At 43.2% G+C, this 24,662-nt stretch carries 20 protein-coding genes, 1 tRNA gene and 1 pseudogene; 6 read left to right on the top strand and 16 right to left on the bottom strand.

Annotated features, from left to right (window positions below; genetic code table 11):
* Nucleotides 1-29: 29 nt before the first annotated feature.
* The 9 genes from EX191_RS04575 to rbsD all read right to left on the bottom strand — a co-directional run bounded on the left by EX191_RS04575 (nucleotide 30) and on the right by rbsD (nucleotide 8,900).
* Nucleotides 30-710 carry a Crp/Fnr family transcriptional regulator gene (locus EX191_RS04575; RefSeq protein ID WP_006741007.1) on the bottom strand — a complete coding sequence of 227 codons (681 nt, stop codon included), beginning with the start codon at nucleotides 708-710 and terminating at the stop codon, nucleotides 30-32.
* A gap of 132 nt (nucleotides 711-842) precedes the next feature.
* Complete coding sequence (locus EX191_RS04570) at nucleotides 843-1,574, bottom strand: nucleoside phosphorylase (RefSeq protein ID WP_193447226.1); 732 nt, start codon at nucleotides 1,572-1,574, stop codon at nucleotides 843-845.
* 10 nt (nucleotides 1,575-1,584) lie between these two features.
* Nucleotides 1,585-2,316 (bottom strand): nicotinamide riboside transporter PnuC, encoded by a 732-nt coding sequence (gene pnuC / locus EX191_RS04565; protein ID WP_193447225.1) that lies wholly within the window; start codon nucleotides 2,314-2,316, stop codon nucleotides 1,585-1,587.
* Between the two features lie 500 nt (nucleotides 2,317-2,816).
* The gene (locus EX191_RS04560) at nucleotides 2,817-3,839 is read right to left on the bottom strand and encodes a substrate-binding domain-containing protein (protein ID WP_005397164.1); all 1,023 of its coding nucleotides are present in this window, start codon (nucleotides 3,837-3,839) and stop codon (nucleotides 2,817-2,819) included.
* Nucleotides 3,840-3,872: 33 nt separating this feature from the next.
* Nucleotides 3,873-4,790, bottom strand: coding sequence for a ribokinase (gene rbsK / locus EX191_RS04555; RefSeq protein WP_193447224.1), 918 nt, complete (start codon nucleotides 4,788-4,790; stop codon nucleotides 3,873-3,875).
* 225 nt (nucleotides 4,791-5,015) lie between these two features.
* Nucleotides 5,016-5,894, bottom strand: coding sequence for a ribose ABC transporter substrate-binding protein RbsB (gene rbsB / locus EX191_RS04550; RefSeq protein WP_005397160.1), 879 nt, complete (start codon nucleotides 5,892-5,894; stop codon nucleotides 5,016-5,018).
* A 77-nt stretch (nucleotides 5,895-5,971) separates the two neighbouring features.
* Nucleotides 5,972-6,955, bottom strand: a complete 984-nt coding sequence (gene rbsC, locus EX191_RS04545) for a ribose ABC transporter permease (RefSeq protein ID WP_005397158.1) — start codon at nucleotides 6,953-6,955, stop codon at nucleotides 5,972-5,974.
* Nucleotides 6,952-8,457 (bottom strand): ribose ABC transporter ATP-binding protein RbsA, encoded by a 1,506-nt coding sequence (gene rbsA, locus EX191_RS04540; RefSeq protein ID WP_193447223.1) that lies wholly within the window; start codon nucleotides 8,455-8,457, stop codon nucleotides 6,952-6,954. The genes rbsC and rbsA overlap by 4 nt, the downstream gene beginning before the upstream one ends.
* A 23-nt stretch (nucleotides 8,458-8,480) precedes the next feature.
* On the bottom strand, nucleotides 8,481-8,900 hold the full coding sequence (gene rbsD / locus EX191_RS04535) for a D-ribose pyranase (RefSeq protein ID WP_005397153.1): 420 nt from the start codon (nucleotides 8,898-8,900) through the stop codon (nucleotides 8,481-8,483).
* A 472-nt stretch (nucleotides 8,901-9,372) separates the two neighbouring features.
* Between rbsD and EX191_RS04530 the strand changes: the two genes are divergently transcribed.
* From EX191_RS04530 to EX191_RS04515, 4 genes are all read left to right on the top strand, one after another.
* Nucleotides 9,373-11,739: an EAL domain-containing protein gene (locus EX191_RS04530; protein ID WP_193447222.1), complete on the top strand. Its 2,367-nt coding sequence runs from the start codon at nucleotides 9,373-9,375 to the stop codon at nucleotides 11,737-11,739.
* Nucleotides 11,740-12,582: 843 nt separating this feature from the next.
* On the top strand, nucleotides 12,583-13,224 hold the full coding sequence (locus EX191_RS04525) for a murein L,D-transpeptidase catalytic domain family protein (RefSeq protein ID WP_193447221.1): 642 nt from the start codon (nucleotides 12,583-12,585) through the stop codon (nucleotides 13,222-13,224).
* A gap of 340 nt (nucleotides 13,225-13,564) precedes the next feature.
* Entirely contained in the window at nucleotides 13,565-14,023 is a 459-nt protein-coding gene (locus EX191_RS04520) for a hypothetical protein (RefSeq protein ID WP_005397143.1), read from the top strand.
* 86 nt (nucleotides 14,024-14,109) lie between these two features.
* Nucleotides 14,110-14,433, top strand: a complete 324-nt coding sequence (locus EX191_RS04515) for a hypothetical protein (RefSeq protein WP_182032857.1) — start codon at nucleotides 14,110-14,112, stop codon at nucleotides 14,431-14,433.
* 125 nt (nucleotides 14,434-14,558) lie between these two features.
* Here EX191_RS04515 and EX191_RS04510 read toward each other — a convergent pair whose 3' ends face one another.
* Both EX191_RS04510 and EX191_RS04505 read right to left on the bottom strand, forming a co-directional pair.
* Nucleotides 14,559-15,239, bottom strand: coding sequence for a DedA family protein (locus EX191_RS04510; RefSeq protein ID WP_065645895.1), 681 nt, complete (start codon nucleotides 15,237-15,239; stop codon nucleotides 14,559-14,561).
* Nucleotides 15,240-15,814: 575 nt separating this feature from the next.
* Nucleotides 15,815-16,333: a DUF4136 domain-containing protein gene (locus EX191_RS04505; protein ID WP_005397138.1), complete on the bottom strand. Its 519-nt coding sequence runs from the start codon at nucleotides 16,331-16,333 to the stop codon at nucleotides 15,815-15,817.
* 371 nt (nucleotides 16,334-16,704) lie between these two features.
* Between EX191_RS04505 and EX191_RS04500 the strand changes: the two genes are divergently transcribed.
* A tRNA-Gly gene (locus EX191_RS04500) sits at nucleotides 16,705-16,779 on the top strand.
* Nucleotides 16,780-16,796: 17 nt separating this feature from the next.
* Here the strand turns inward: EX191_RS04500 and EX191_RS04495 are convergent.
* Together EX191_RS04495 and EX191_RS04490 are read right to left on the bottom strand one after the other, a co-directional pair.
* Nucleotides 16,797-17,654 (bottom strand): sterol desaturase family protein, encoded by an 858-nt coding sequence (locus EX191_RS04495; protein WP_193447220.1) that lies wholly within the window; start codon nucleotides 17,652-17,654, stop codon nucleotides 16,797-16,799.
* Between the two features lie 7 nt (nucleotides 17,655-17,661).
* Nucleotides 17,662-18,672: a DUF2804 domain-containing protein gene (locus EX191_RS04490; RefSeq protein ID WP_193447219.1), complete on the bottom strand. Its 1,011-nt coding sequence runs from the start codon at nucleotides 18,670-18,672 to the stop codon at nucleotides 17,662-17,664.
* A 302-nt stretch (nucleotides 18,673-18,974) separates the two neighbouring features.
* On the opposite strand from EX191_RS04490, the pseudogene gdhA reads away from it, so the two are divergent.
* Nucleotides 18,975-20,328 (top strand): annotated as a pseudogene (gene gdhA / locus EX191_RS04485) (NADP-specific glutamate dehydrogenase).
* Between the two features lie 75 nt (nucleotides 20,329-20,403).
* On the opposite strand, the gene EX191_RS04480 reads toward gdhA, so the two are convergent.
* The 3 genes from EX191_RS04480 to EX191_RS04470 form a co-directional block, all read right to left on the bottom strand.
* Entirely contained in the window at nucleotides 20,404-20,871 is a 468-nt protein-coding gene (locus EX191_RS04480; protein ID WP_005392541.1) for an OsmC family protein, read from the bottom strand.
* 98 nt (nucleotides 20,872-20,969) lie between these two features.
* Complete coding sequence (locus EX191_RS04475) at nucleotides 20,970-23,327, bottom strand: ATP-binding protein (RefSeq protein ID WP_182036107.1); 2,358 nt, start codon at nucleotides 23,325-23,327, stop codon at nucleotides 20,970-20,972.
* Nucleotides 23,320-24,288: a cytochrome-c peroxidase gene (locus tag EX191_RS04470; protein ID WP_170901782.1), complete on the bottom strand. Its 969-nt coding sequence runs from the start codon at nucleotides 24,286-24,288 to the stop codon at nucleotides 23,320-23,322. The genes EX191_RS04475 and EX191_RS04470 overlap by 8 nt, the downstream gene beginning before the upstream one ends.
* Nucleotides 24,289-24,662 lie beyond the last annotated feature (374 nt).

Genomic DNA, 24,662 nt, shown 5'->3' with positions numbered 1-24,662 from the left:
AAAACCATTCATTGCAATATCTAGGTGTATCATTCATGCGCTTCGATAAATGCTTTGAGTGCAAGCTCATCAATAATCTCCAACCCGTTTTCCGTTTTTGCAATCAATCCCTTTTCAATCAAATCTTTAACTGCACGTCGATAAACACGGCCAGAAGTACCAAATCGCTCAGCTTCTTGATTTACTTTGTCAAAGCCACCGAGCAATGTGTTGGTTTGATTACGGACGAAAAGATCATACGCAATATTATAAGTAATGGGATGCAATAACCGATTGGTATAGATATCCATAGAGTCTTGATAATCTTCGGCCAACGCTGAAGCAAAGAACACCATCATTTCTGGATGCTTTTGTAGCGCTTCAGTTAGTTTTTGGATGCAGATGACATCAACCTGCATGTGCTCATCTGCAATCACATTCCATTGGCAAGGAGTCTGAGTGAAGTACTCCATTTCACCATAGATATGGTAGTCGCAGTTTGCCTCTCCTAATTGAAAGCGTCGCCCATTCGCGGCCAATATGCTCATTGACACTCGACCTACTGGCACAACATATAAGTACTGAAGTTGCTCACCTTGACGGAGAATTTCTTCCCCAGCATCAAAGTAACGCGTACTAATTTGACACTGATAGATCATCTCACGAAAGGCAACGCTCTTTTTTTCAAGGTATGTTTTGAAGCGGCCAGTTGGATACGGGCTGATTTTCATTCTCTGCTCTCTCAGAAAAGTTACTGATAACTATCTCAGGTGGATTGTACCCCGTAACACCAAATAAAAAAGCGACAGTGGCCTGTCGCTTTACATTCATTGATTTATAAGAGTGACTGAAGTTCGTACGGACTAGCTCTGAGCAATCAACGCTTCTAGCGCCGTCGTTGCAGCAAGCTTCTCACCTTGCATCATTACTTTCGCTTCATCCACGTACTGGCCAACCCCTTCTTTCACATCTTGTTGATACAAAACGACGTTATTTAAGATCGAAGCCACATGAAGACCACGTAATCGGCCAACGGCAAACAAAGCTGAGGTTTCCATATCGGCACCTAAGACGCCCTTCTTGTTCCAGTATTGGCATATCGCATCTTCGTCATCGGTATAGAAACTGTCGTGAGAACGTACCACACCAAAATGATAACGCGCCTCTTGTACTGACAGGTAACGCTCAACTTCCTTTAATAAGGAAAAGCTTGCGTACGCCGGATAAGCCGAATCCACATACGCTTTGGAGCCGCCTTCATCTCTTACCGCTCCTTCGGCAGTGATTAGCTCGCCAAGCTGAATCCCAGATTGCATCGCACCTGCCGATCCGACACGTACCACATGAGTCACACCGCACTGTTTTAGCTCTTCAACTGCGATGATCATCGATGGCGCGCCGATGCCTGTGCTGCATACTGAAACAGGCTGGTCTTTGTATTTGCCAGTAAAAACTCGGTACTCGCGATTTTCCGAGATCATTTCTGCATCATCCAATAATGCGGCAATACGATTAGCTCGGTCTGGCTCACCACATACAATGACGAGAGGAGCGATTTGTGTTTCATCAACACCAATATGAGGTTGTTTCGTCATTTTTCGTTCCTTATGCTGCAGCTTGAGCTAAGGTTTTATCGCCATTGCGCTTAGCGCTACGGGCCCATTCACGCGTACCATTGGCAGCAATGAACATCAAAATCGCATACTGAACGGACATCGCATAAACACCCTGTGTCGCGTAGATGCCAACACTGATGATGTTAATCACAACCCAAAGAATCCAGTTTTCCACATATTTACGTGTCATCAGAATTTGTGCAACAACAGAAAGTACTGTCATGATTGCATCCCAAAACGGGAACGCATCAGGTTCAAGTACCGGATCAGCCAAACCTGCACCAAAGAGATTCAAGCTATCAACAGCAATGTTTGCTAATGCAAAGAAAAAAGGGTCGATGTAGATGGTTAACAACGCGATAGACACAACGCTAATAGAAGCAGTGGCGATGAGTTTCTGTTTGTTTAACCAGCGTACTTCCAGCGTTTCACCTTCCGCGTTTGGACGAGTCCACGCATACCAACCGTAAATGTTCGCACAGAAGAAAAACAGTTGAAGAAGTAATAATCCGTATAACTGAATTTGGAAAAAGATAACGGCAAAAAGAGTGACATTCAGCAAACCGAATAAGTAGTTGATGGTTTTTTCTTGGCTAGCAAACCAAATGCAAAGCAATCCAAAAACCGTACCGAAAGCTTCGATCCAACTCATTGCGTAACCGCCGCCAATTGGAATGTTAACCAGGGTGTTGTTTATATCGAGTAAGGCAAGTAGGTCCATGTCGATGTCCTTTATTATTTTGTTTGGGAATATGCCTATATTAGGGCGTGACATCTAACAAAAAGGAGGACATTTGTCCCCCTCTTGATGCACTCGATCATAATTCAGTTCAATATTTGCTTGAAAGCAATAAATGACTCAATTGAACCGCTTGGAAATTAACACGCCTAAGAATCCAAACCTAAATAGCGCTTTTTGAATGCGGAAGCTGATGCAAATAAAGCTGACGCCAAAAGTGTAATAACAAACCCAATTGCGTACTCGAATGCTTCATTCACCAAGAGCTGATAACAGCTCACAAAAAAAATCAGTATGACCGCAATAACATTAACTCGGTGAAACCAAGGATGCTTTACGGAGAACTTAGCGTAACCTTTTGATAACATTTAACTAATCCGCCAGACAACAATTAATATTTTTATTTATAATCAATGGTGATAGTAAGGCTTTATAGTATAAAGAGAAACGACTTTTTTGATTTTTTAGCTCAACATCACAGGTCATCTAGTGCTGCTTGACTTTAATATCTTGACACTTTTTCGTTCAACTAAGGTAGGTTCTAATTGCACGACTTGCGCTTCTGTTGATTTATCATCCAATTTTCGGACAAGCGTTTCCACGGCAGCTTGCCCAAGACGGTATTTAGGCTGGTGAATTGTGGTGAGTGATGGCGACATGAACTTCGCGATATGTATGTCATCGTAACCGATGATTGAAATCTGTTCCGGGACTTTAATATTGAGCTCATTTGCGGCGTTAATCACACCCATCGCCATCATATCATTGGAAACGAAAATCGAGCTGGGTAAGGTGCCTCGCTGCGCCATTTTCATAAATGCTTGATATCCGCCTTCACATTCGAAGTCCGATTCAATTATCCAGTTAGCATTAAATTCCAAGCCAGCTTCGTTCATCGCACGTTTGTAACCTTCGTATCGCATTTGTGCTTGGTGTTTAATCAAAGGGCCGGTGATACATCCTATTTCTGTGTGGCCGCAATCAATCAGGTATTTCGCCGCTAGGTAACCGCCACGAAGCGAGTTATCTTGAATTTTGTCGCTCGTAAACAGCATCGGCCCCCAATCCATCACCACGACAGGGATATCAGGATAACGCTCAAATACATCAATACGCTCTCCCTCTAGCGAGGAGCACATCAAGATCAAACCATCGACACGCTTTTGCAAAAGCGTATTAATGGATTGGCGCATGCGTTCGTTATCACCTTCGGTATTGCATAAAATGAGGCTATAACCTTTGTGATAGCAACTGCGTTCGACGCCTTTTACGACTTCGCCAAAGAATGGGTTGGTTGAAGTTGTCACTAGCATACCAATGGTTTTGGTACGATTGACTTTGAGGCTACGCGCCAAAGCTGATGGCGCATAGTAGTTGAGTTCTTTTGCGGCATTATTGACGCGTTCGGAGATCTCTTCACTCACAAAACGCGTCTTGTTAATAACATGGCTCACTGTTGAAGTGGAAACCCCTGCCAGTTTTGCGATGTCTTTCATCGTCGCCATGTTATTACTCCTAATTGATGAGGCGTTTAAGCCCTATTGTGTGGCGAGAAACGCGTCCACCTCTTCGCGAGTTGGGATCGACGTCTGCGCGCCAAAGCGGGTCACAGAAATTGCAGCCGCCGCATGTGCAAACTTAATCGCTGATTCTAAAGGTAAATCTTCTAAGAGACCAGTGACGAATGCCCCATTAAACGTATCCCCTGCTGCGGTGGTATCGGTCGCGTCAACACGGAACCCCGGGATGAGCTCACCTCTACCATTTTGACTTAACCAAACACCCTTCGCACCGAGAGTGATCATGACAATTTCGATACCTTTGCTATGAAGCACATTCGCCGCTTCTTGCGCGCTGTCATTATCCGTTACCGTTACCCCCGTCAACACTTCAGCTTCGGTTTCATTTGGTGTAATGACATCAATACAAGCAAGCAGTTCGTCTGACAGTTCACGAGCAGGGGCAGGGTTTAAAATGACGTTAGTTTTTGCATCTTTCGCCACTCGCGCGGCTTTCTCAATGCCGCACATCGGCGTTTCCAATTGCATCAGCAGGTAATCCGCTTGGCGAATGCGATCTAAATCTGGCTCAATCGCTTCTGCTGTCAATTTTGCATTCGCTTCTGCTGAAATACAAATGCTGTTTTCACCACTATCCGACACTTGAATCATCGCAATGCCAGTTGGGCAGTTTGGTTGCATCTTCACACCTGTGATGTCGATGCCGTCCATATTGAAGTTTTCACGAATATTGATGCCGAAAGAGTCATCGCCTACACAAGCAATAAAACCAATGTCTGCATTTAATCGCGCCGCCGCGACGGCTTGGTTGGCACCTTTGCCACCTGGGATAACTTGATAGTTGCGACCATGTAGCGTTTCGCCAGGGCGAGGGAAAGAAGGCACTTGAAGAACATGGTCAGCGTTTACACTACCTAACACCACTAACTTATTCATACGGTTATCCTCGGTTCTGAATGAACCCTTTTTTTGAAAAACTATTTTGGAAAATACATTAGATGACTTTAACTTCTCTTCCTAACGAAGGAGTCACGATAAAAAGTCAAAGGCATCTATACCCTGCATTTTTAAGTCTCTTGGGTATGTTTGCCCTCTCCTCCTAAACGACAGATATAAACGGAGGAGAGAGCAAAAATTAGGACGCTTTATTGAACGTCAAACTTATTTAGTCACTACTTTTAGTGGTACCGGAATGTATTCTTCTACTTTTTCACCTTTCAAGACTTTGTCAGCCGTTTCAACACCTAAAGCACCGATAAGATCTGGTTGCTGTGCGATGGTTGCTGCTAGTTTGCCACGGTTAACTGCGGCAATGCCGTCTTCCGTGCCATCAAAACCAACGATAACGACGTCTTTACCAGAAGCTTGAACGGCGCGAAGTGCACCTAGCGCCATTTCATCATTCTGTGCGAACACCGCTTGTACATCAGGGTTAGCCGCGAGTAGGTTTTCCATCACGTTTAGGCCTTTAGTACGGTCAAAGTCTGCTGGCTGGCTGGCAAGAAGATCCATATCGCTCCCCTTCACGGCATTCATGAAACCTTCACCACGCTCGCGCGCCGCCGATGTGCCCGCAATACCTTCAAGCTGAATTACTTTTGCTTTTTCGCCAACTTTTTCCATGATGTAGTGGCCTGCCATTTCACCACCGATCACGTTGTCGGACGCGATGTGACTCACGACTTCACCACGGCTTGCGCCACGGTCTAGTGTCAATACAGGGATCTTAGAACGGTTCGCCATACGAATCGCATTAGACACAGCATCAGAATCCGTTGGGTTGATAAGAATAGCTTTTACGCCGCGAATACTTAAATCCTCGATGTTCGACAATTCTTTGCTCGGGTCATTTTGCGAGTCCAGTACAATTAAGTCGTACCCCAATTCTTTCGCTTTAGCTTCCGCACCGTCTTTCATCGTTACGAAGAACGGGTTGTTTAGCGTCGAAACCACAATCGCCATCGTATCTTGGGCTTGTGCCGCTACTGATACAGTGGAAGAAAGAAGTGCAGCAGAGATAAGAGTTGCAAGTTTTTTCATCGTTCTAGTCCTTTGTGTAGGGTGAGCCAGCACACGCCCACTGGCTCGGTTTGTATTCAGGATTTAATGGTTATGGATTATTTGTTTTTGTTGTCTACCAGTACTGCGAGCAAGATAACCACTGCTTTGGCAATCATTTGGTAGTATGAGGAAACGTCTAGTAGGTTAAGAGCGTTGTTTAAGAAACCGATGATCAGCGCACCAATTAGCGTACCCATGATGCGGCCTTTACCGCCCATCAAGCTGGTACCGCCAAGTACAACTGCAGCAATCGCATCTAACTCGTAACCCATACCTGCAGTTGGCTGAGCGGAAGATAGACGAGAAGTTACGATAATACCTGCAAGCGCTGCCAGCATACCGCAGATTGCGTATACACCAATCTTCACTCGGTCTACATTGATACCAGATAGACGAGTCGCTGATTCGTTGCCACCTAGTGCGTAAACGTAGCGACCAAAGCGAGTGTGGTTAAGTAGGTACCAAGCCGCAGCGAATACAACCACCATTAACCAAACAGGTACTGGAATACCTAGCGCGTAGCCGGTACCAAACCATGCAAACGCATCAGCTGTGTCAGTAAAACCTGTCGAGATTGGACGGCCTTCGGTGTACACCATAGTCACACCGCGTAGTAACGTCATGGTAACCAGCGTAGCGATAAAAGCCTGTACTTTGCCCTTCGCAATGATGATGCCGCTAATTGCACCTAACGCTGCACCTGCGACTAAAGCAGTCGGAACCGCCACCAGCACCGGGACTTCAAGCGCAATCATGCTTGCCGCAAAGGCACCACATAACGCCAGTACGGAACCAACACTCAAGTCGATGCCTGCGGTTAAAATAACCAGTGTCATACCTACCGCGATAATGGCATTCACTGAGGTTTGACGAAGAATGTTGAGAATGTTGTCGACCGTAAAGAAGTTCGGGTTCAAAAATGACACAACAACAATCAAAAAAATCAGTGCTATCAGTGATTTTTGCTCAATCAACCACTCTTTTGTGAACAACTTCTTGCTGCTAGCTTCGGTTGGTTTGCTCATGGTATTAGTACTCATGCTGCTTCCTCATTGATCTTTTTGCCTACGGCACAGGCGAGTAATTTTTCTTGATCGGCGTCTTTCGCATCGAATTCGCCAGTAATACGACCTTCATGCATAACCAGAATGCGGTCACTCATACCAAGCACTTCTGGCATCTCGGAAGACACCAAGATGATGCTCATGCCTTCGGCTTTGAACTTGTTGATGAGTTGATAAATTTCTTTTTTCGCACCGACATCGACGCCACGTGTTGGCTCATCGAGAATCAGAACTTTAGGTTTGGTCATTAACCCTTTCGCGATCGCCACTTTTTGCTGGTTACCGCCGGATAAGTTACCAATGATTTGGTCGCGCGTAGGGGTTTTGATATTAAATAGCTTGATAAAATCTTCCACGGCAATCACTTCATCGCTATGTTGGATTTGGAAGCCTTTAGTCAACTGATTGAGCGAACAAAGTGACATATTCTCCTTAACCGAGAGACCTAACACCAAGCCATCGCCTTTGCGGTCTTCAGAGATATAAGCGATGCCATTTGCTAAGCCATCTTGTGGGCTAACCGGGTTAATGGTTTTGTTATCGAGGTTGATAACACCATGCTCACTTGGCAACGCGCCGTAAATCACTTTCATCAGTTCGGTGCGGCCTGCCCCCATCAAACCAGAAATACCCAAAATTTCACCGCGTTTCAGCGTGAAGCTCACATCGTGAACGCCAGAGCCTGTCAGGCCAATCACTTCAAGGCAAGTTTCGCCATGCCGCACATCAATACGTGGGTATTGCTCTTCTAACTTACGACCAACCATCATTTCAATCAGGCCGTCTTCATCAGTGTCTGCTACTTTGCATTCACCGATAAATTTACCGTCACGAAGCACCGTAATGTCGTCACAGATTTCAAAGATTTCTTTAAGACGGTGTGAGATGTAAACGATGCCGCAGCCCTGCTCTCGAAGCTCGTTGATCACTTTAAATAGTGACTCCGTCTCGGTATCGGTCAGCGCGTCAGTTGGCTCATCCATAATGATGACTTTCGATTCAAACGAAAGCGCTTTCGCGATCTCCACCATTTGCTGTTCACCTAGGCTCAAATCACCAAGCAACGTTTTCGATGAGTGTTTAACATTGAGGCGCTTTAAAAGCTTATCCGCTTCGTCGTACATTTTGCCCCACTGAATACGCCCCATCGTGCCGGTAAATTCACGACCTAGATAGATGTTTTCAGCAATCGTCAGTTCAGGGATCAAGTTCAATTCTTGGTGAATAATACTGATGCCCGCTTCCTGTGAGTCACGCGGACCTTTAAACGCGGCAGGTTGGCCTTGATATTGGATGCTACCCGCATCCATGTGATAGATGCCCGTCAGCACCTTCATCAATGTTGACTTGCCTGCTCCATTTTCTCCCATGAGCGCCATGACACGGCCTGGGTAAACATTCAGGCTCGCTTTGTCCAGTGCTTTCACGCCCGGGAACGCTTTCTCAATGTCGCTCAGTTGTAGAATGGCTTGAGTCATAATCTGTCCTCAATATCTCTGGCTTAAAAAACCACGCCCGCTTGAAAGATAACGTTCGCGTATGGCGAGCATTCGCCAGTTCGAACGACAGCGCGGCTTTGTGCCGTGCGTGCTTTAAATGCTTCATGTGACACGTAGCTGATCTCGATAGATTTACCCGTTTCTTCGCTCTCTTTGCTCAGTTCGTTAAGCAATGCTTGATGCAAAACTGGGCTTACATCAGAAAACTCTTCCGCAATAATGACCCCTTCGATTTGCGACTCAGATAGAATCACGCGAACAGTATCAAGAAAACTTGGTACGCCATGCGTTAGCGCCAAATCAATTCGCTGTACATGCTCAGGGATTGGCAGGCCAGCGTCACATATCGTGATCTCATCGGTGTGGCCTAGCGTCGCCACCAAGTAAGAAATATCTGAGTTAATTAGGGTACTTTTTTTCATCTCATCGACCTTTCGGTTACACGTTCATACAACCATGAGCGCCTGTTTTAAAGTGTTTTCGTTATTAACAGAAAACTCATCGAAACGTTTCGATGAAATAATAATTCGTTGTGGTAATTTGACCAGAGTGAGATCGATAAGGTGTGAGAATGATCCGTAATTAACGGGTCATCGAATAGTAAAAAGGTACATGAGTCACACTTTACCATCGAAACGTTTCGATAGCTGGCTTAATCTACACTTGAAGTGAGGTTTTTAAAGACAGTTGAAAAAGAGATACGTCCCATTACTGAGAAACACTCTAGTTAATGAGATGGAAACCTTACACATCATCACAGTTCTTGGATGGTTGTCTGATTTTGGAGAACGCTCACCTTACAATCTGGTTACAATTTGCAAAACACATCATCCGTTCAGTACCTTATATGGTATGCGACGTTTGTAGGGACACAAACGGAAACTAAAAGCCATAATGAAGTTAAGCAATCGAGTCATCTTGCTTGTCGCGCCAGTGATCTTATTAAGCGCGCTGGTATCAAGTTATATTATTTACAGCATTCAAAAAGTAACGCTCATCAAGCGAGAAGACAGCTATATCCAATTGCAAATGGAAAAGCTCGCAGGGCAGTTCCGACAAGCCAACATATTCCTCAATAGTTATGCATACACATTAAGCAAAAGTGATGTATTGCAAGACTACTTGGTGAATCATAACAATCCGTATCGTGAGCGCGTGTTATTTAACCGACTCGATGAAACCGCAGATGTGTTAAGCCATGGCTATACAGGCGATGCAAGCATGGCGATTCTCGACGGGAAACAAAACCTTCTTTATTACACAGAAAATAAATACTACGAATCATCAGGTGTAGTCGACCCTAAGGTATTGGATTACATCTCGCGAAGCTTTAGTACGAGAGAAGCGTTTAACCATACTGGCTTTATTTACAATTCCAGCGGGCAAAGTATTCTTCTGCAATACGAACTCATCGACAAACGAACAGGGACACAACCTCTAAGTTTTGATCCGCAAAATGTCTTTTTCGTGGTGGTATCGGTATCGCTCGAAGCCTTCAATGAGATCAAGCACGAAATCGAGTTCGACACGCATAGCGTGATAACTTTTGCCGACAAGCCTATTTATCTCGATATTCCTCTCGCTCAGACGATTGAACTATTGCCACACTTTTATGCAGTACTCTCCCCCGCTGAATATTTGATGTGGAATAAAGTCGATAAAGTGTGGCTAGAACTGGCCCTTTCCTTTGGTGTGGCGGCGTTTTGCACCATCACCTTAATTGTTTTGGTTTTGTATCGTTATGTATTACACCCCGTTTCTCGCCTCGATAAACAGCTACAAGAGCTGGAAACAAATCAACGCGGCAACATTGAAAAGCTAGAAACAAACGATGAAATAGGACGCTTATCCTCACGCTTTTTTGATATGTATGAAGAGCTCAACGTCATATATAAGAAGACAAAACGCCTGGCTGAAACGGATCACCTAACGCAACTCGCTAATCGCCATCGTTTCCATGAACTTGCAACTCGTGAACTCATCTCCCCTTCGCAGCATTTGTGGGTCATTTATGTCGATCTCGATAACTTTAAGTACGTTAATGACAAATACGGGCATGAACTGGGAGACAACTTATTAAAGGTGTTTTCATCACACATCAAAAATGTCTGTCAAAAATTCTCGCACGACTACGATAGTCCCTGTTTTGCGGCAAGATTGTCTGGTGACGAATTTGCTATTTTATTGAGCTCAAATCAGGATGTACAACGCCTACCTGACTTGCTGGCCTCAGAGTTGCTAAAACCGATTAGCAATCTCATTCCATCTTGGAGTAATTCATTCCCCGTGACTGCGAGCGTAGGTATCGCTCAGTACCCTCAAGACGGTACAGACGTCGCGAAATTACTCTCCAGTGCCGATGCGGCAATGTATCAAGCCAAACGAGCCGGGAAAAACCAGTACGCTTATTACTCAGCTGCTCTCAATGTTGAGTCTCAAAGACGCAGTCAGCTTGAGCGAGCGCTCAGAAAAAGCAACGTGGAAGAAGAGTTCCATCTCGTTTTTCAACCCTATATGAATAATCGGGACAACGAGATTGAAGGACTAGAGGTATTATTGCGCTGGGAAGCGGAAGGCATTGGTCCCGTGCCTCCGAAAGAGTTTATCCCAATCGCGGAACAGGCGGGCTTATTTGATAAAATTGATCGATGGGTTTTCGCCAATGCAACTGCAGAATATCACCAGCTAAGAAATATTTTTGGCAAAGACATTGTCCTTTCGATTAACCTCTCTTCAGCAGAACTTAACTCCATCGAAATGGCGAATTATATTCATGACCAAGCAAGCAAAAACGGTGTGAAACCAGAATGTATTGAGTTAGAAATAACAGAAACCTTTGCCGCAGAACAACAAGGTACAGCGTTACTTGATGAGCTGTCGAAGCGTGGCTATCGTCTCGCCATTGATGACTTTGGCTCTGGCTATACATCGCTGACTCAACTTGTTCAATATCCAGTTCAAAAGATCAAGTTTGACCGAGAGTTCCTCGTTACATTGATGAAAACCAACAATGGTCATGTGATCAAACCCATCATCGATCTATGCCACGCTCAAAATAAAACGGTCACCGCAGAAGGTATTGAGCACAATGTTATGCATGAATGGTTATCGGCCTACCGCTGTGACTATATGCAAGGCTATTTATTTGGTAAGCCAATGAGTAAGGAACAACTGAATTTGTGGTGGCAATCCGCAAATGACGATAGCCGCTTCGATGGTTCCATAGTAGGTTCAATTACTGTTCAAGGGACACCTTATTAAAGATTAAGTACAGAAGCCATGTATGTGGCTGCTGTACTTATATAATATAGAAACAAGACTTTACCCTTAGTTTCAATAATATAAGCAACCACATAAGTTCGTACGTTAATTTTTGGTATTATTATTTTTCGATGAAATCTCTCAGTTATTTAAATATTTAATCAAAACGATAGAATTACTTTTTGGTATGTTTAGTTCTGTTTTTACTTCTTTAATTGAAGACATAAGGAAATAAGTAAAAGCTGACAAACTTTACTTTTGTACTGCTGATCACCGGCTTAAATGATTCGTGTAGAAGCTCATTTGTCGGCTCCACTTAGACTTAGCTTTATCACTTGTGAACAGGAAATGCCCTTCTTCTCGGTATTTATCTACCTTTCTTATCCATCTTGTTGTTTACCCACTCACTTAAAATGCACTAACACACATAACGAGTTGACGTTACGATTTGTTACGAGTCAAATCACAAATCTAAACGCAAGCTAAATAGACGTACAAAAAACAAACATATTGAAATAAAAAGAGTTTCTAATCTAGAAAAAATAAAACGTCGTTTTTATAAATTCGCCACCTCACAAATATCCTTAAACACAGTTTTATTAATTACGCATATCAGATATTATTTATGCCGAAGTTTATCGAAACAATCGATTAACCTCATAATTTATTTGAGTTTCAAACAGTTAGTTTTTAACTTGAAAACTTATCGTTAACCCAATATTAAGTACCTAAGCGTACAATAAGAAACATTGGGAATAGAATTATATTGATGTGCATGTTGTTTTAACGAATGCATGAAGCAATCGGTAAATTTGTAACACCATAGAGTTTTATTTAGCCAAGATGAAAAAGTTAATTTTATTATTTATATGGACATTTCTGTCTGCCTCTCCTTTTGCCTTTGCAAAACAAGCAGATAACGAAGTCAAAAGTCACCTACCACAGAATCAAATTGAACAAGTGTTCAAACAAGCAAAGTTAGATGGCGTAGTAGACTTTAAATTGTTTCGTGACGCTTACATCGCGTACCAAAAAACACCTGATAGAAAGAAATCAGTACTAACCATCATCGACTATAGTAAACCATCGACTGAAAAACGCTTTTATGTGGTTGATTTAGATAAAAAGAAGCTTATCTACAATACTTATGTTTCTCACGGTGTGAACAGTGGAAAGAAAACAGCGACGCAGTTTTCAAACGTGGTGAACTCGCGTAAAACATCGCTGGGTACGTTTTTGACTGACACCACCTACTACGGATCAAATGGTTATTCACTTCGATTAGATGGTCTAAGCTCAGGGTTGAACGATAAAGCTCGCGAGCGTTATATCGTTGTGCACGGTGCCGACTATGCTAACCCTTCTTTTATCAAGAAGAATGGTTACCTTGGGCGCAGTTGGGGTTGCCCTGCACTGCCAAAGAAGTTGTCTCGTGAGATCATTGACACCATAAAAGGCGGCAGTGTTATTTATGCAAGCGCATAACACGGGTGCAACTCATGTGGGGAAGAATGCTCTATTTCTTCCCCAACAAATAATCGGATTGACTCAAGCTTCCAGGCCTCATGACTCTCTTTCTTTACCTGTTTCTCCAGTTTTCGCTTGCGTCAACGCTAAAATTATTTAGGTATTAGCTTATACCTAAATAACATCAGAAAACTCTGTTCATCCCTCTTCCATCTCGTTAGTATACGCTGAGTTGGTCAGACACCGATTTTCATTGTTATCATAGTGTCACTAAGATTCCATAGTCATAGTATAGTGATAGTCTATGACGTTATATGTTTAGGGTTACTTCTTGCGTTATCTACACCGTATATTATTGATGCTTTCATTGTCCCTATTTTCAGGGTTCATCGCTGCCTCATATGCGCATACGTATCACCACACTAAACATTACACCTCTGAACGCTTACTTAAACTCGCGCAACAAGACGATTTTGAACTAGCACACAGCGAATTCCATACATTTGCCTCTCCAAGTTCTTGGGGCTCAGAAGGTTATTATCTGCACATAAAGCGCGAGTTGTTAGCGCTGGTTTCCTGCCGTCGAACATCTGCCACTGATGGTGTTTTATCATCTGATTTTACTCCTGATTATTTTTTACTTGTTGCTTTCTCTTCCCCACCACTATTGGAATTGGCGAAACAAGCATCTCGCTTACCTCTTGATGGTTATGGCGGGCTGATGAGTAAACGCTCTCTCTATCGACTCTCAGGAAGAAAAGAAGCCAATTTGATGTACGTCTTTACTCATGGTCGCAACGCCTTCCCTGTTGTTTAACTTTTTATGACATACAGAGAACACGGAAATGTAACGATGAGAACCAATACGCTCATTGTTACTAGAACCAATTTGAGGTCCATATAATGACAAAATTCGCTACGACTATCGCACTAGCATTACTATTTGCAACGGGCTCTGCCTTCGCTAACACAGAAGCAAAGCCAGAAGAAATGAGCAATGAGACTCTGCTAGAGTGTGCCAACGTTTCTAATGCACGTATTGCGATTCCAGAACACAGAGCGATGTTCAGACACTACCTAATGTCTGAAAGAAACTATAGTTTCAGCCAGTTATCTTCTGCTGAGCTTGAATTTAAAGCAGCAGATAAGAATGAATCCGAAGTAGAAACTATCTACAAGTCTCAGTGTAAAGAGGTTGGCGAGTACCTATATAGCATTGGCTATTAAACTCGAAACCCTAACGACACTCAAAAAGAAAGGCGCATACATTGCGCCTTTCTTTTTACTGATAAAAACCAGCCGATTAGATGTCTAATCTGTATACAAGCTTAAAAGTACAAATCAAAGTAAACTTACTGAGAAAACTCTGACACATCCTTGGATTTACAGAACGTTCGACGTGCTTTAACAAACAAGAAACTAAGCCCCCCAATCACGAGAGTAATTATTGGGGCCGCCATTAATAGCATTGTGATCGTTTTGCTTATATTCTCTGGTAACAAGGGAAGCAATAAACCAAAACCGCATAATATCAGCGTCCATAAAATCGCACTCAGCCACGCAAAGTAATGGAATTTACTAATACCTTTCACTCGCAACCCCATCATTAATGGCAATAGGGAACGAACAACCGGAATAAACCGCGCACAAAAAAGCGCGATCAATCCATGTTTACTGAGTAATACGTCGACCTGTTCCAAACGCTTTTGAGGAACCGCGCTCACCCAGCCTTGGACCTTAGGTAAGCGATTTAGCCACTTGCCTTGTAAGTAAGCCGCCCAACTTCCCAATCCCGCACTAACAGCTATCACCAACATGATCATTATTGGATCAAGGACACCAACCGCCGCCAGCGTACCGGATAATACGACGACACTGTCGCATGGGAATGGCGCAGCAGGAATAAAACCACTTTCCAAAAAGATAAGCGCAGCAACAACAAAATAAACCAATCCTGCACCGCCTGGCGCCATTAACGCCGTGAAATCTTGATGCCAAAAGGCACTCAAGACCTGAATTATCGAATCAAACATAAACCGCTCCTAAGCATAACTAACCAAAAATTGTAAAAACATGGAATGTGTTAGCGAGCATGTATAAAGCGGTATATGAGATTCGATTCTTTCCTCGCACCGATTCTGTATTTAGAATGAGTAAAAATACTTTCAACACAACGACCTAAAGCCTCATTGCCGATGCGTTTTAGCAGCCCCATCGAGTGAATTGCCGAACGATGTGTCCACCAAACTACAGCAAGCGTTTCAAACCATTCGAGTTCTACATCGTCGTTCGAGCTCGTTTCCTTAGAATGGCTAACCCTCAATATATTCCGGCTGTTTAAACTCGGATAGTCTTGTTGTATTGGAGAGGCAGGGTGTTCTGAAAAGTGCTTCGACTTAGCGTCAACAGCAATATTCTGGTTATGAAATGAAAGAAAATTTGGGTATGAGTGCGCCAGACTCATGCTCGGAGCCAACAAGCAGAAAAGTAGTCCGAGTAAAGCAATCAGAGTCGTACGCACAAAGGTAACCAAAACCAAAATAATAAGTTCTTTTAACCCTGTGCGTAACGATTGGCAATTAGTATTCTTAATCGTTAAGAATACTAATTATTTTTCACCGTAAGGGTAGTTTTCAAACATTTTCGCAATTTCTTCTTCAATCAGAGATTCTCTTTTCTCAGAGCTCATAGACTCAGACAGTTTCCTGCTTGAAACACCTTTCCACACAACCTGATTAGCCTTTGCATCAACAAGCTCTACCACCAGTTTGCCATACTTACGTTCTTTGTATCGTTCCGGGCTTGAAGTGATCACGCCAAAGCTATTCCAACCATAACCGAAACTCACCGAAGACCCAGAAGAGACAAGCTCGGACTCTTCGACGATATCATGATGAACGTAAAGGTCCCCACCACTATTCACTTTAATTAGGCCCTTGTCTTCAAGCTGTTCAGCCAATCCTTGTTCAATACGTCGACCATCAATACTCGTAGGGGCTTCTGCTTGGGCACCGAAATCAAACGTTCTGTAAGCTGAAAAATCGGCTTGCTTATCAACATCCGTCGTTACGGTTGTACAAGCAGACACGAGCATCATCACCGCCCCTAATATCAAACCTTTCCACATGTTAAATCTCCTTTGGTTAAGCTGACTGTTTCAGCGGAATTACGGTAGTGCTATACATACGCTTCAGCAGTAAAAAGTAATCATTTCAATATCTAGTCTTGACCATGAAACCTGACTGTTCAATAAACGCGATTAACCTTTACACTGACAATCTTGAATATCATCAATGCCTAAACGCTAGTAGACAGTGTGTTTACCCCTAATTAGCAGCCATCGATTTTAGAAGCGGAATCGCTGACCCTCCTGAAAAACAGAGACAATGAACACTTTAACACCAAGACGCTACTTTTTTAGGCACCTGACAAACAATTGATGAGAAAAGACTTTTCTTTTTCGTTCAGTGTGGCATATTAGCTGAGTCCTATCGATGCGCGGGCATCGTATAATGGCTATTACCTCAGCCTTCCAAGCTGATGATGCGGGTTCGATTCCCGCTGCCCGCTCCAATCTCTTTTATCTCAATCTACTCAAAAGAATCCGATGGCGGAGCAAATAGACAGCACCAACGTTGTTTCCACGTTAAATTTGGTCGTGTTACGTCATAAAACATATCTTTCCATTCTGCAAACGTCACACGAATGGGATTAAAGCTGTTTACAGGTTTAGAAATTCCATACCTAACGGTTTCCACTTCTGGTTCAAACGTTCCAAACATCCGATCCCAGATAATCAACACTCCCGCGTAATTTTTGTCGATGTACTGACGGTTTATACCATGATGAACACGATGATGAGATGGCGTATTAAATACCCACTCTAGCGGTCCAAGCGAGCGAATTGATTGAGTATGAACAAAAAACTGTAAGCCCAGATTAAACAGCACAACGAAGACGACCCACTTGGGATCAAAGCCAATAATCACCAAAGGCAACCAGAAAATCCACATTCCCGCTAACGGATACATCAAGCTTTGACGAAACGCGGTGCTGAAATTCATTCTCTCCGAGCTGTGATGGACCACGTGCGCAGCCCACATCCAACGAATACGGTGGCTAGCCCGATGAAACCAGTAATAGAAAAAGTCTTGCAGAACGACAAGTAACAAAAACGCTGAAACGCTCATTTCGATATCAAACAATCGCCAATCAAACCACCACAAATATAACTGAGCAATCAGTAAACCCGTGAGTATGTCTGTCGCTTGGTGTAAGCCCGCAAGCACAAAATTACATACAACTTCCGGAATATAATACGTCGCGCTTTCAGGCAAACGTCCCCTTCGTTGTCCAAACCAGTACTCTGCAGCCATACATAAAAAGAAAACAGGCGCCAAAATCATCAGAAGTAATTCAGGGCGTTCCATCAACTGTGTCCAATCCATTATGTTTCTACCATTTTGCATAGTGATCTTCAGTAAGACCTATGACTTCTTCTAACTGATGTTTGATACCATTCCCATCAACGATGTAGCCAGAGAAATAGCCAATATATTGACGAAAATTGCTTTTGAGAAACCAAAAGTTCTTCTTTTCTGAACGTCGATTTAAAGGCGTGAATACTAGGTCAATCCGTTTATCTTCCGACGTGATATGCCACCTTTGTCCTTCATCATTTCGTGAAAATTGAAACTGAACAGGCTGTAAAAAATGCCGTTCACCATTAATCCAGAATACATTTTCACAGTAGCCCGTTTCATTGACACCCGCAGCTAAGTTCAGCCCCAACCGTCTGCCGCTTTCAAAGCAATTAATACTCGCCCACCGCCAGCTTGTCTCCCGTCGCATGTACCCAGCGGAAAAGTCGTAACCAGCAGCCACTTCTGAGAGATCTTGTTCCTTTCCTAATATGAATAAATTGCCATCTACCGTTAACGCATTGTGCTTCTGCGTATAAGTCCAACCCGCATAACCGGTTGGTGTACATAACATTAATGGCAAACTCATACTTTCTGGACGTAAGTAGAGATCAGCATTGACAGACTTTGTCACAAAGTGGACGTGCCAAATACCATTCTGAATAGAAAACTGAATACTTTTGTCAGCAAGATGGGCATGACTAGACCAACTGGAAGGCTGAGTTTGATAATCAATATTAAAAGGCTTTAACCACTGCTGCTCCACTAACTCATTATTTTGAATGTCAAACAAATAGCAAAAACCAGATGCTAAATACCTAATATCCGCAATCGCAACCCCAATCACGTAGTTAGGTGTGACCAAATTAACGAACTGAAACTGCTTATAATCAGAGTAACGGCGCCACTTAGACGCTGGCTTATCCATCTCATCAAGGTAGGTAAACTTATCTAACTGTAAAGATGTGGGAATCCCATCAAGATAGCCAAACACTGGTAGACCGTCTTGCTGCATAAACGAGTCCAGAGTCTTAAGCTCATGCATATTTTTATCTTTTTCGAGTCAACACGCTCAGATGTTAACACCACGTTAACAAAAACAGTTTGCGTGACAGCACAACAATATCGACTAATTTGGCTTCTGCTCGCTATATGTGAAACCGATCACTCAACTATCCACTCATGTCACTCACTTAATCTTCCTCATCAATACGAACAGAAGGTGGAAATTGATCGTTCTCATCCGCAGGAAAGACCATTATCGCCATTGAGAATTGGTCAAAATCACTATTTAATGGAAATAAATTCATATAAACTGATTGTTTATTCACATCAAGGAAGAGATCTATGTCACACATACACGATACTATTGTTGCGTTGCAACACAGTAGCCCGGCTCAAAAAGAGTTTTACCAAGCCGTAGAAGAAGTATTAACTTCTCTCGCTCCAGTCATAGAAAGCAATAATAAATATAAAGAACAAGCGATTATCCAAAGAATCGTAGAACCAGAACGTCAAATCATGTTTCGAGTTCCTTGGGTCGATGACGCAGGGAATGTGCAAGTAAACAAAGGCTACCGCGTCGAGTTTAACTCCGCGTTAGGTCCATACAAAGGCGGACTGAGGTTCCATCATTCAGTGAACGCGAGCATCATAAAGTTCCTCGGCTTTGAACAGATTTTTAAAAACGCGCTTACTGGCCTTCCAATTGGTGGCGGAAAAGGCGGTTCAAATTTCGATCCTAAAGGAAAATCTGACGGTGAAATCATGCGATTTTGCCAATCATTTATGAACGAGTTATACCGCCACATTGGTCCTGTTACCGATGTTCCTGCTGGCGATATCGGCGTCGGTGCGCGTGAAATTGGTTATATGTTTGGTCAATATAAGCGATTGACGGGCCGCTACGAAGGGGTACTTACAGGCAAGAGCCTTCTTTGGGGGGGGCTCACTTGTTAGGAAAGAAGCAACGGGATATGGAACCGTATATTTTGCGGAATGCATGCTCAATGACCGTAATGATTCACTCAAAGGCAAAACTTGCCTCGTTTCTGGCGCAGGTAACGTCGCTATCTATGCAATTGAAAAGCTATACCACATGGGAGCAACCCCAGTAACATGCAGCGATTCTAGAGGCACGATCTATCATGAGCACGGTATTGACCTGCAGCTCCTCAAGCAACTTAAAGAAGTGAAAAGAGCAAGTTTAGAAGAGTATTTAGACACTTACCCTGAAGCAGAGTATACGCCGTTGGGTGACTATCCTAATGAAGGGCATGCTGTATGGCGATATCAAGCTGACGCCGCATTCCCTTGCGCGACCCAAAATGAACTAACGTCAAACGATGCTCTTGCTCTTATCGATAATGGGTGTGTTTTGATTAGTGAAGGCGCAAACATGCCAACCACTCGTGATGCGGCCAATATCATCGTGGATTCCGAAATGGCTTATGGGCCAGCGAAAGCAGCCAATGCAGGCGGCGTTGCAACCAGTCAGCTTGAAATGGCACAAAATGCCAGCATGCAAAACTGGACCTTTGAGCAAGTCGATAGCCAGTTACAGACCATCATGAAAAACATCTTTATTAATGCAAACGAAACCAGTCGAGAGTTTGGTCAACCTGGTAATTTAGTTTTAGGCGCAAACATTGCCGGCTTTAGAAGAGTCGCTGATGCGATGATCGAGCAAGGCATCGTTTAGTTCACAATAGCCAGCAGCCTGACTGCTGGCTTAACACTATTCGGCGATACACTGCGCTTTGACAAAGAGCTTCATTTAATCTGCAATAAGCGTCGTCACTTCAGTTTTAACCGAATTGGCGATAAAACAATTCTCATGAGCCATGTGGTGCATTTTTTCTAATTGAGATCGTGTCGGTTGATTATCACCAGCAAATGTTATCTTAGGGTTTAGTGTTACCTTAGACACCCATTCTTTTCCATTTTCACCTTTTTTCAGCTCCCCTACTGCTTCATCTAGGTAGCGATCCACAACGTAACGTCGTTTCGCCGCAATAGAAAGAAAAACAAGCATGTGACAACTGGAAAGTGCCGCAACAAATGCTTCTTCCGGATCAACGTTTTCTTCTACAGATAATGGCAACGGCACTACGTGTGGAGATGGTGACGCAGGGACTTGCAACCCGCCATCAAACTTCCAAATGTGCGCCCGACTATACTGGTTATCACTGAATACTTCGTCAGCTTCGCGATGCCATTCGATTAAAGCGGAATGCTTACTCATTCTAACTCCCTGATTTTCTCATTGACGAATCAACACATCCATTCACGTCATAGTAAACCATAACGAAACAAGGTAAGGAACGCATGAACTCAGAGAGGTTACAAAATTTGTTGAGGATCGACGTTTTTTTTCTGTATGTCATCCAGAAGTCGATTAGCCTGATGGATGTTAACTTGTAATCGGTTGATTAGCATCTGTAACCGCTCAATTTCAGGAGTTTGCTTCGCTTTGAGCGTGTTTTCTAGCGCCTCCGTTTGTCCAGCTAAAATCGGCAAACCAAGGTTCAATGCCATACCTTTTGTTTTGTGCAACGTGTCTTCTAGAGACGCGAAATCTTCAGCCATAAAATAATCAATAAGTTCATCAACCGATGATTCAAAATCGACAATAATACTTTTTAGTAGCTCATCTATTGCTTCCGGCGCTTCTTGCAAAGAAATGAGCATCTCTGAACTGGATAACTCTTCTTCTGTCAGCCGTAACTTCTCTATTGGCTTGCGCTGCAACTGGAGAACGTTGTTGTCATTCGTTAATGGTAGATTCTCTTTTGGTTCGAGCCTCGCCGCAAACTGTTTAAGAGCGTCAGAAAAGCTCTCTTGCTGTAGCGGTTTTGTAAGCACATGATCCGCTCCGGCTTCAATAAAGCTATCATGCGCCTCACGAAAGACATCTGCCGTATAGGCAAAGAGTAATGTTTTGATACCTAACTCTTGTCGAATCACACGCGTCGCTTCAACACCATTCATCTCAGGCATGTGATTGTCCATCAAAATCAGATCATATTCGTTATCTCTCGCCTTTTTAACCGCCACCAATCCGTTTTCAGCAACATCGACCTCATGTCCCAACTTTTCGCAAAACCCTTTCGCCACAATGGCGTTCACTCGATTATCTTCAGCAAGCAATATCTGCAAATTGTGTGTTTTCTTGCGCGTTTTTGGGGGCTCTTGTGCCTTTGGAAGTTCGCATTCAACCCAAGGAATGGGCAGCTCGACGATGAATTGACTTCCGACACCCTCCACACTTTTCAATGTAATCTTGCCATCCATCAAGCCAGTTAATTTTTTAACTATTGCCAAACCAAGCCCTGTGCCTCCAAATTTTCGGGTAGTTGAAGAATCGGCTTGCTCAAACGAATTGAAAACATGTTCTTGCTTGTCTAGCGCAATACCAATACCAGTATCGCTCACAATCATCACCAAGCACTGATTTACCTTATCAAGTTCCGTTCTGATTAACACATGCCCTTCACTGGTAAACTTCACCGCGTTGCCAGCAAGATTAAACAAAATCTGTCGTAACCGTGCGCAGTCTCCGGTAAATTCAATGTATTCAGGCACTTCATTTTCCACGATCAATTCGATATTTTTTTCATCGATGAGCGGTTTTATTGCGCTACACACAGGAGAAATGACTTGGTCTAAATTGAACTTAGCCTGCTCAAATTCCAGTTTGTTTTCTTCAACTTTAGAGAAATCCAAAATATCGTTAAGAATCGTCATCAAGTGTTGGCCAGAATCAAGAATGACTTTCACGTACTCTTTAGTCGTCGGCTCTTTGGTTTCCTCTGCAATCATTTGAGAAAGGCCTAATACACCATTCATCGGCGTTCTTAATTCGTGACTCATTGCGGCGAGAAAACTTGATTTGGCTTTTGCTGCTCGCTCGGCTTTATTTCGAGCCTCCTCGATTTCGAGGTTCAATTGTTTCAAGTTGTACATTCGATATTGCGACTGATACAAAAATGCACTGACTAACAACATCACGGCAATAAAAACAAACAACCAGGTGAAACGCGCTTCACTTTGGGCAATATTGAGTAGCCGATGCTCCGCATCCTCGATAAAAACAAAGTATCCATGATCAAGCAGTTCATTCGTGAGTAGTTCTATCCTTTTATCGCTCGCTTGAAGCCGATCTAAGAAATTGGCTTCACTTTCACTCTCAACTACGTTTTGTGTCAAAAGCAGTTGGTTGAGAAACTCAAAATAGTGATGCCCACTCAACGTCTTTCCGGTATCGGTAGAAATATCTTGCTGATATAAGTTGAATAGCATTAATAACGCGTATTGATTCTCTACCTGAACGCCAATCAACATATCGAGCTTCAGCGTTGTATCAAGCACACGGTTTTTGAATAGATTGAGCGTATCCTCAACTTTTTTATGATTGGGCGTCACAGGGAACCAAACTGACTCCCTTGATGAATTTAGCAAGTTCTCAGCTGCGACTTCTATATCTACTAAAGATGTCGTCAGTTCATAATTCTTCCTATCTTCAACCGCATATCGATTCACGATAACATCGCGCTCTTCAATCAACTTGTGCCCAATATCCGTCAACTCCGCGTGGAATTCTTGTGCACTTTTTGAATTCACATGTGACATATACGCCAATACACAACACGTCAGCATGGCAATAAAAAAGCAGAGATTAACCAGTTTGAATTTACTCATTTTCCAACACCTCTAAAATCACGGGTCTGGGTGCTGTCAAGGACTGTAAGAACGCTTCAATATCAGCGACACTTTCATCGCTCATCGTAATTCCGAGCTGCGTTTTCGCCATAATCTGTATCGCCTCAGATAACTGGTCAACTCGTCCGTTATGAAAATAAGGGCTTGTTAGGGCGACATTACGTAAACTGGCGACTCTAAAATAGAATTGTTCTTCACTTTCCGTCGTAATCAGGTGCCGTCCCGAATCCTCTACTACTGGCTTATCTTTGAAATAGGCGAACCTTTGTATCATCGCTCCGCCAATATTTTTGCCCTGATGACACTGTACGCAACCTGAAGACTGAAATGTTTTCCACCCCCTAATTTGCTGCTCACTGAGGACATGGGTGTAACCCAGTAAGTAGGCATCGAATGGTGCACCTGGAGTTTGGAGCCCTTCGACAAACTCCACAATGGCAGACTTAATATTGTTAATATTAATCGGTAGCTCACCATCACGACTAAATAGCGCTTGATAACGTTCGTTTCCTTTCACGTACTGCTCGATTGTTTGCCAGTTTGAGTCCATTTCTATTGGATTGTGGATTGGCCCATCAATCTGAGCCATCAAAGTGTTTTCGGTACCATCCCATAAAAAACGATAATTTAACGCTGCATTAAACACTGTGATGGAGTTTCGAGTTCCATCACCTTTCACTCCTGTAGAGACGGGGGTATTTTCAGCGCCATTGGTTTGCAAGTTGTGGCACGTCGCACAACTGACTCTACCGTTTGAAGATAGCTGAGGATCACGAAAGAGATGCCAGCCAATTCTCGCCAGCTTAATATCTACGACAGGGTCACCTTCTATCGGCTGAACTAACGAAATATCACCTAGCACCTTAGCATTTCTTGCGATTGTTGCTTGGCTCAAAATGAGTGCCACAACAACTAATGTGATTATGCTGAATTGCCTCATCAACTGCATACCTTACACTTGCCATTAGTATGAAGTTAGTTGCATTTTTAGGTTTTTTCCATTAATGGAAAACGGTTACCAGAACTGCACGCGGAGGGACTTTTATTTAAAGCTCAGATAAGGAGCAAATGACGAAGGCGAGTAACGAAGAATTGACTCGCTTCGTGGAGTTATGTGTGCATATTGAATTCTAGATTTAGCTTATAGAAGCCAACAACCTTTGAACCCAAGTAATCTCACCATAAGAGATGAGATCGAAGATAGTAAAGAAAATGGCACAGATAATGGCCAGTTTGACCAAGCGTTGAACAATAAACATCATAATTACCCATCATTTTTTCGCAGTTTACTATTACAAAAGAAGTTTAGATACA

The organism is Vibrio chemaguriensis (assembly GCF_012275705.1).
GTDB lineage: Bacteria > Pseudomonadota > Gammaproteobacteria > Enterobacterales > Vibrionaceae > Vibrio > Vibrio diabolicus.
Note: the sequence above shows the minus strand (reverse complement) of the source record. Positions and strands in the feature narration are given on the sequence as shown.

What these genes read in the sequence shown, in the direction of transcription:
- EX191_RS04575 (WP_006741007.1), bottom strand. Translation starts at nt 710, where the DNA reads ATGAAAATCAGCCCGTATCCAACTGGCCGCTTCAAAACATACCTTGAA.
- EX191_RS04570 (WP_193447226.1), bottom strand. Translation starts at nt 1,574, where the DNA reads ATGACGAAACAACCTCATATTGGTGTTGATGAAACACAAATCGCTCCT.
- pnuC (WP_193447225.1), bottom strand. Translation starts at nt 2,316, where the DNA reads ATGGACCTACTTGCCTTACTCGATATAAACAACACCCTGGTTAACATT.
- EX191_RS04560 (WP_005397164.1), bottom strand. Translation starts at nt 3,839, where the DNA reads ATGGCGACGATGAAAGACATCGCAAAACTGGCAGGGGTTTCCACTTCA.
- rbsK (WP_193447224.1), bottom strand. Translation starts at nt 4,790, where the DNA reads ATGAATAAGTTAGTGGTGTTAGGTAGTGTAAACGCTGACCATGTTCTT.
- rbsB (WP_005397160.1), bottom strand. Translation starts at nt 5,894, where the DNA reads ATGAAAAAACTTGCAACTCTTATCTCTGCTGCACTTCTTTCTTCCACT.
- rbsC (WP_005397158.1), bottom strand. Translation starts at nt 6,955, where the DNA reads ATGAGTACTAATACCATGAGCAAACCAACCGAAGCTAGCAGCAAGAAG.
- rbsA (WP_193447223.1), bottom strand. Translation starts at nt 8,457, where the DNA reads ATGACTCAAGCCATTCTACAACTGAGCGACATTGAGAAAGCGTTCCCG.
- rbsD (WP_005397153.1), bottom strand. Translation starts at nt 8,900, where the DNA reads ATGAAAAAAAGTACCCTAATTAACTCAGATATTTCTTACTTGGTGGCG.
- EX191_RS04530 (WP_193447222.1), top strand. Translation starts at nt 9,373, where the DNA reads ATGAAGTTAAGCAATCGAGTCATCTTGCTTGTCGCGCCAGTGATCTTA.
- EX191_RS04525 (WP_193447221.1), top strand. Translation starts at nt 12,583, where the DNA reads ATGAAAAAGTTAATTTTATTATTTATATGGACATTTCTGTCTGCCTCT.
- EX191_RS04520 (WP_005397143.1), top strand. Translation starts at nt 13,565, where the DNA reads ATGCTTTCATTGTCCCTATTTTCAGGGTTCATCGCTGCCTCATATGCG.
- EX191_RS04515 (WP_182032857.1), top strand. Translation starts at nt 14,110, where the DNA reads ATGACAAAATTCGCTACGACTATCGCACTAGCATTACTATTTGCAACG.
- EX191_RS04510 (WP_065645895.1), bottom strand. Translation starts at nt 15,239, where the DNA reads ATGTTTGATTCGATAATTCAGGTCTTGAGTGCCTTTTGGCATCAAGAT.
- EX191_RS04505 (WP_005397138.1), bottom strand. Translation starts at nt 16,333, where the DNA reads ATGTGGAAAGGTTTGATATTAGGGGCGGTGATGATGCTCGTGTCTGCT.
- EX191_RS04495 (WP_193447220.1), bottom strand. Translation starts at nt 17,654, where the DNA reads ATGGATTGGACACAGTTGATGGAACGCCCTGAATTACTTCTGATGATT.
- EX191_RS04490 (WP_193447219.1), bottom strand. Translation starts at nt 18,672, where the DNA reads ATGCATGAGCTTAAGACTCTGGACTCGTTTATGCAGCAAGACGGTCTA.
- EX191_RS04480 (WP_005392541.1), bottom strand. Translation starts at nt 20,871, where the DNA reads ATGAGTAAGCATTCCGCTTTAATCGAATGGCATCGCGAAGCTGACGAA.
- EX191_RS04475 (WP_182036107.1), bottom strand. Translation starts at nt 23,327, where the DNA reads ATGAGTAAATTCAAACTGGTTAATCTCTGCTTTTTTATTGCCATGCTG.
- EX191_RS04470 (WP_170901782.1), bottom strand. Translation starts at nt 24,288, where the DNA reads ATGAGGCAATTCAGCATAATCACATTAGTTGTTGTGGCACTCATTTTG.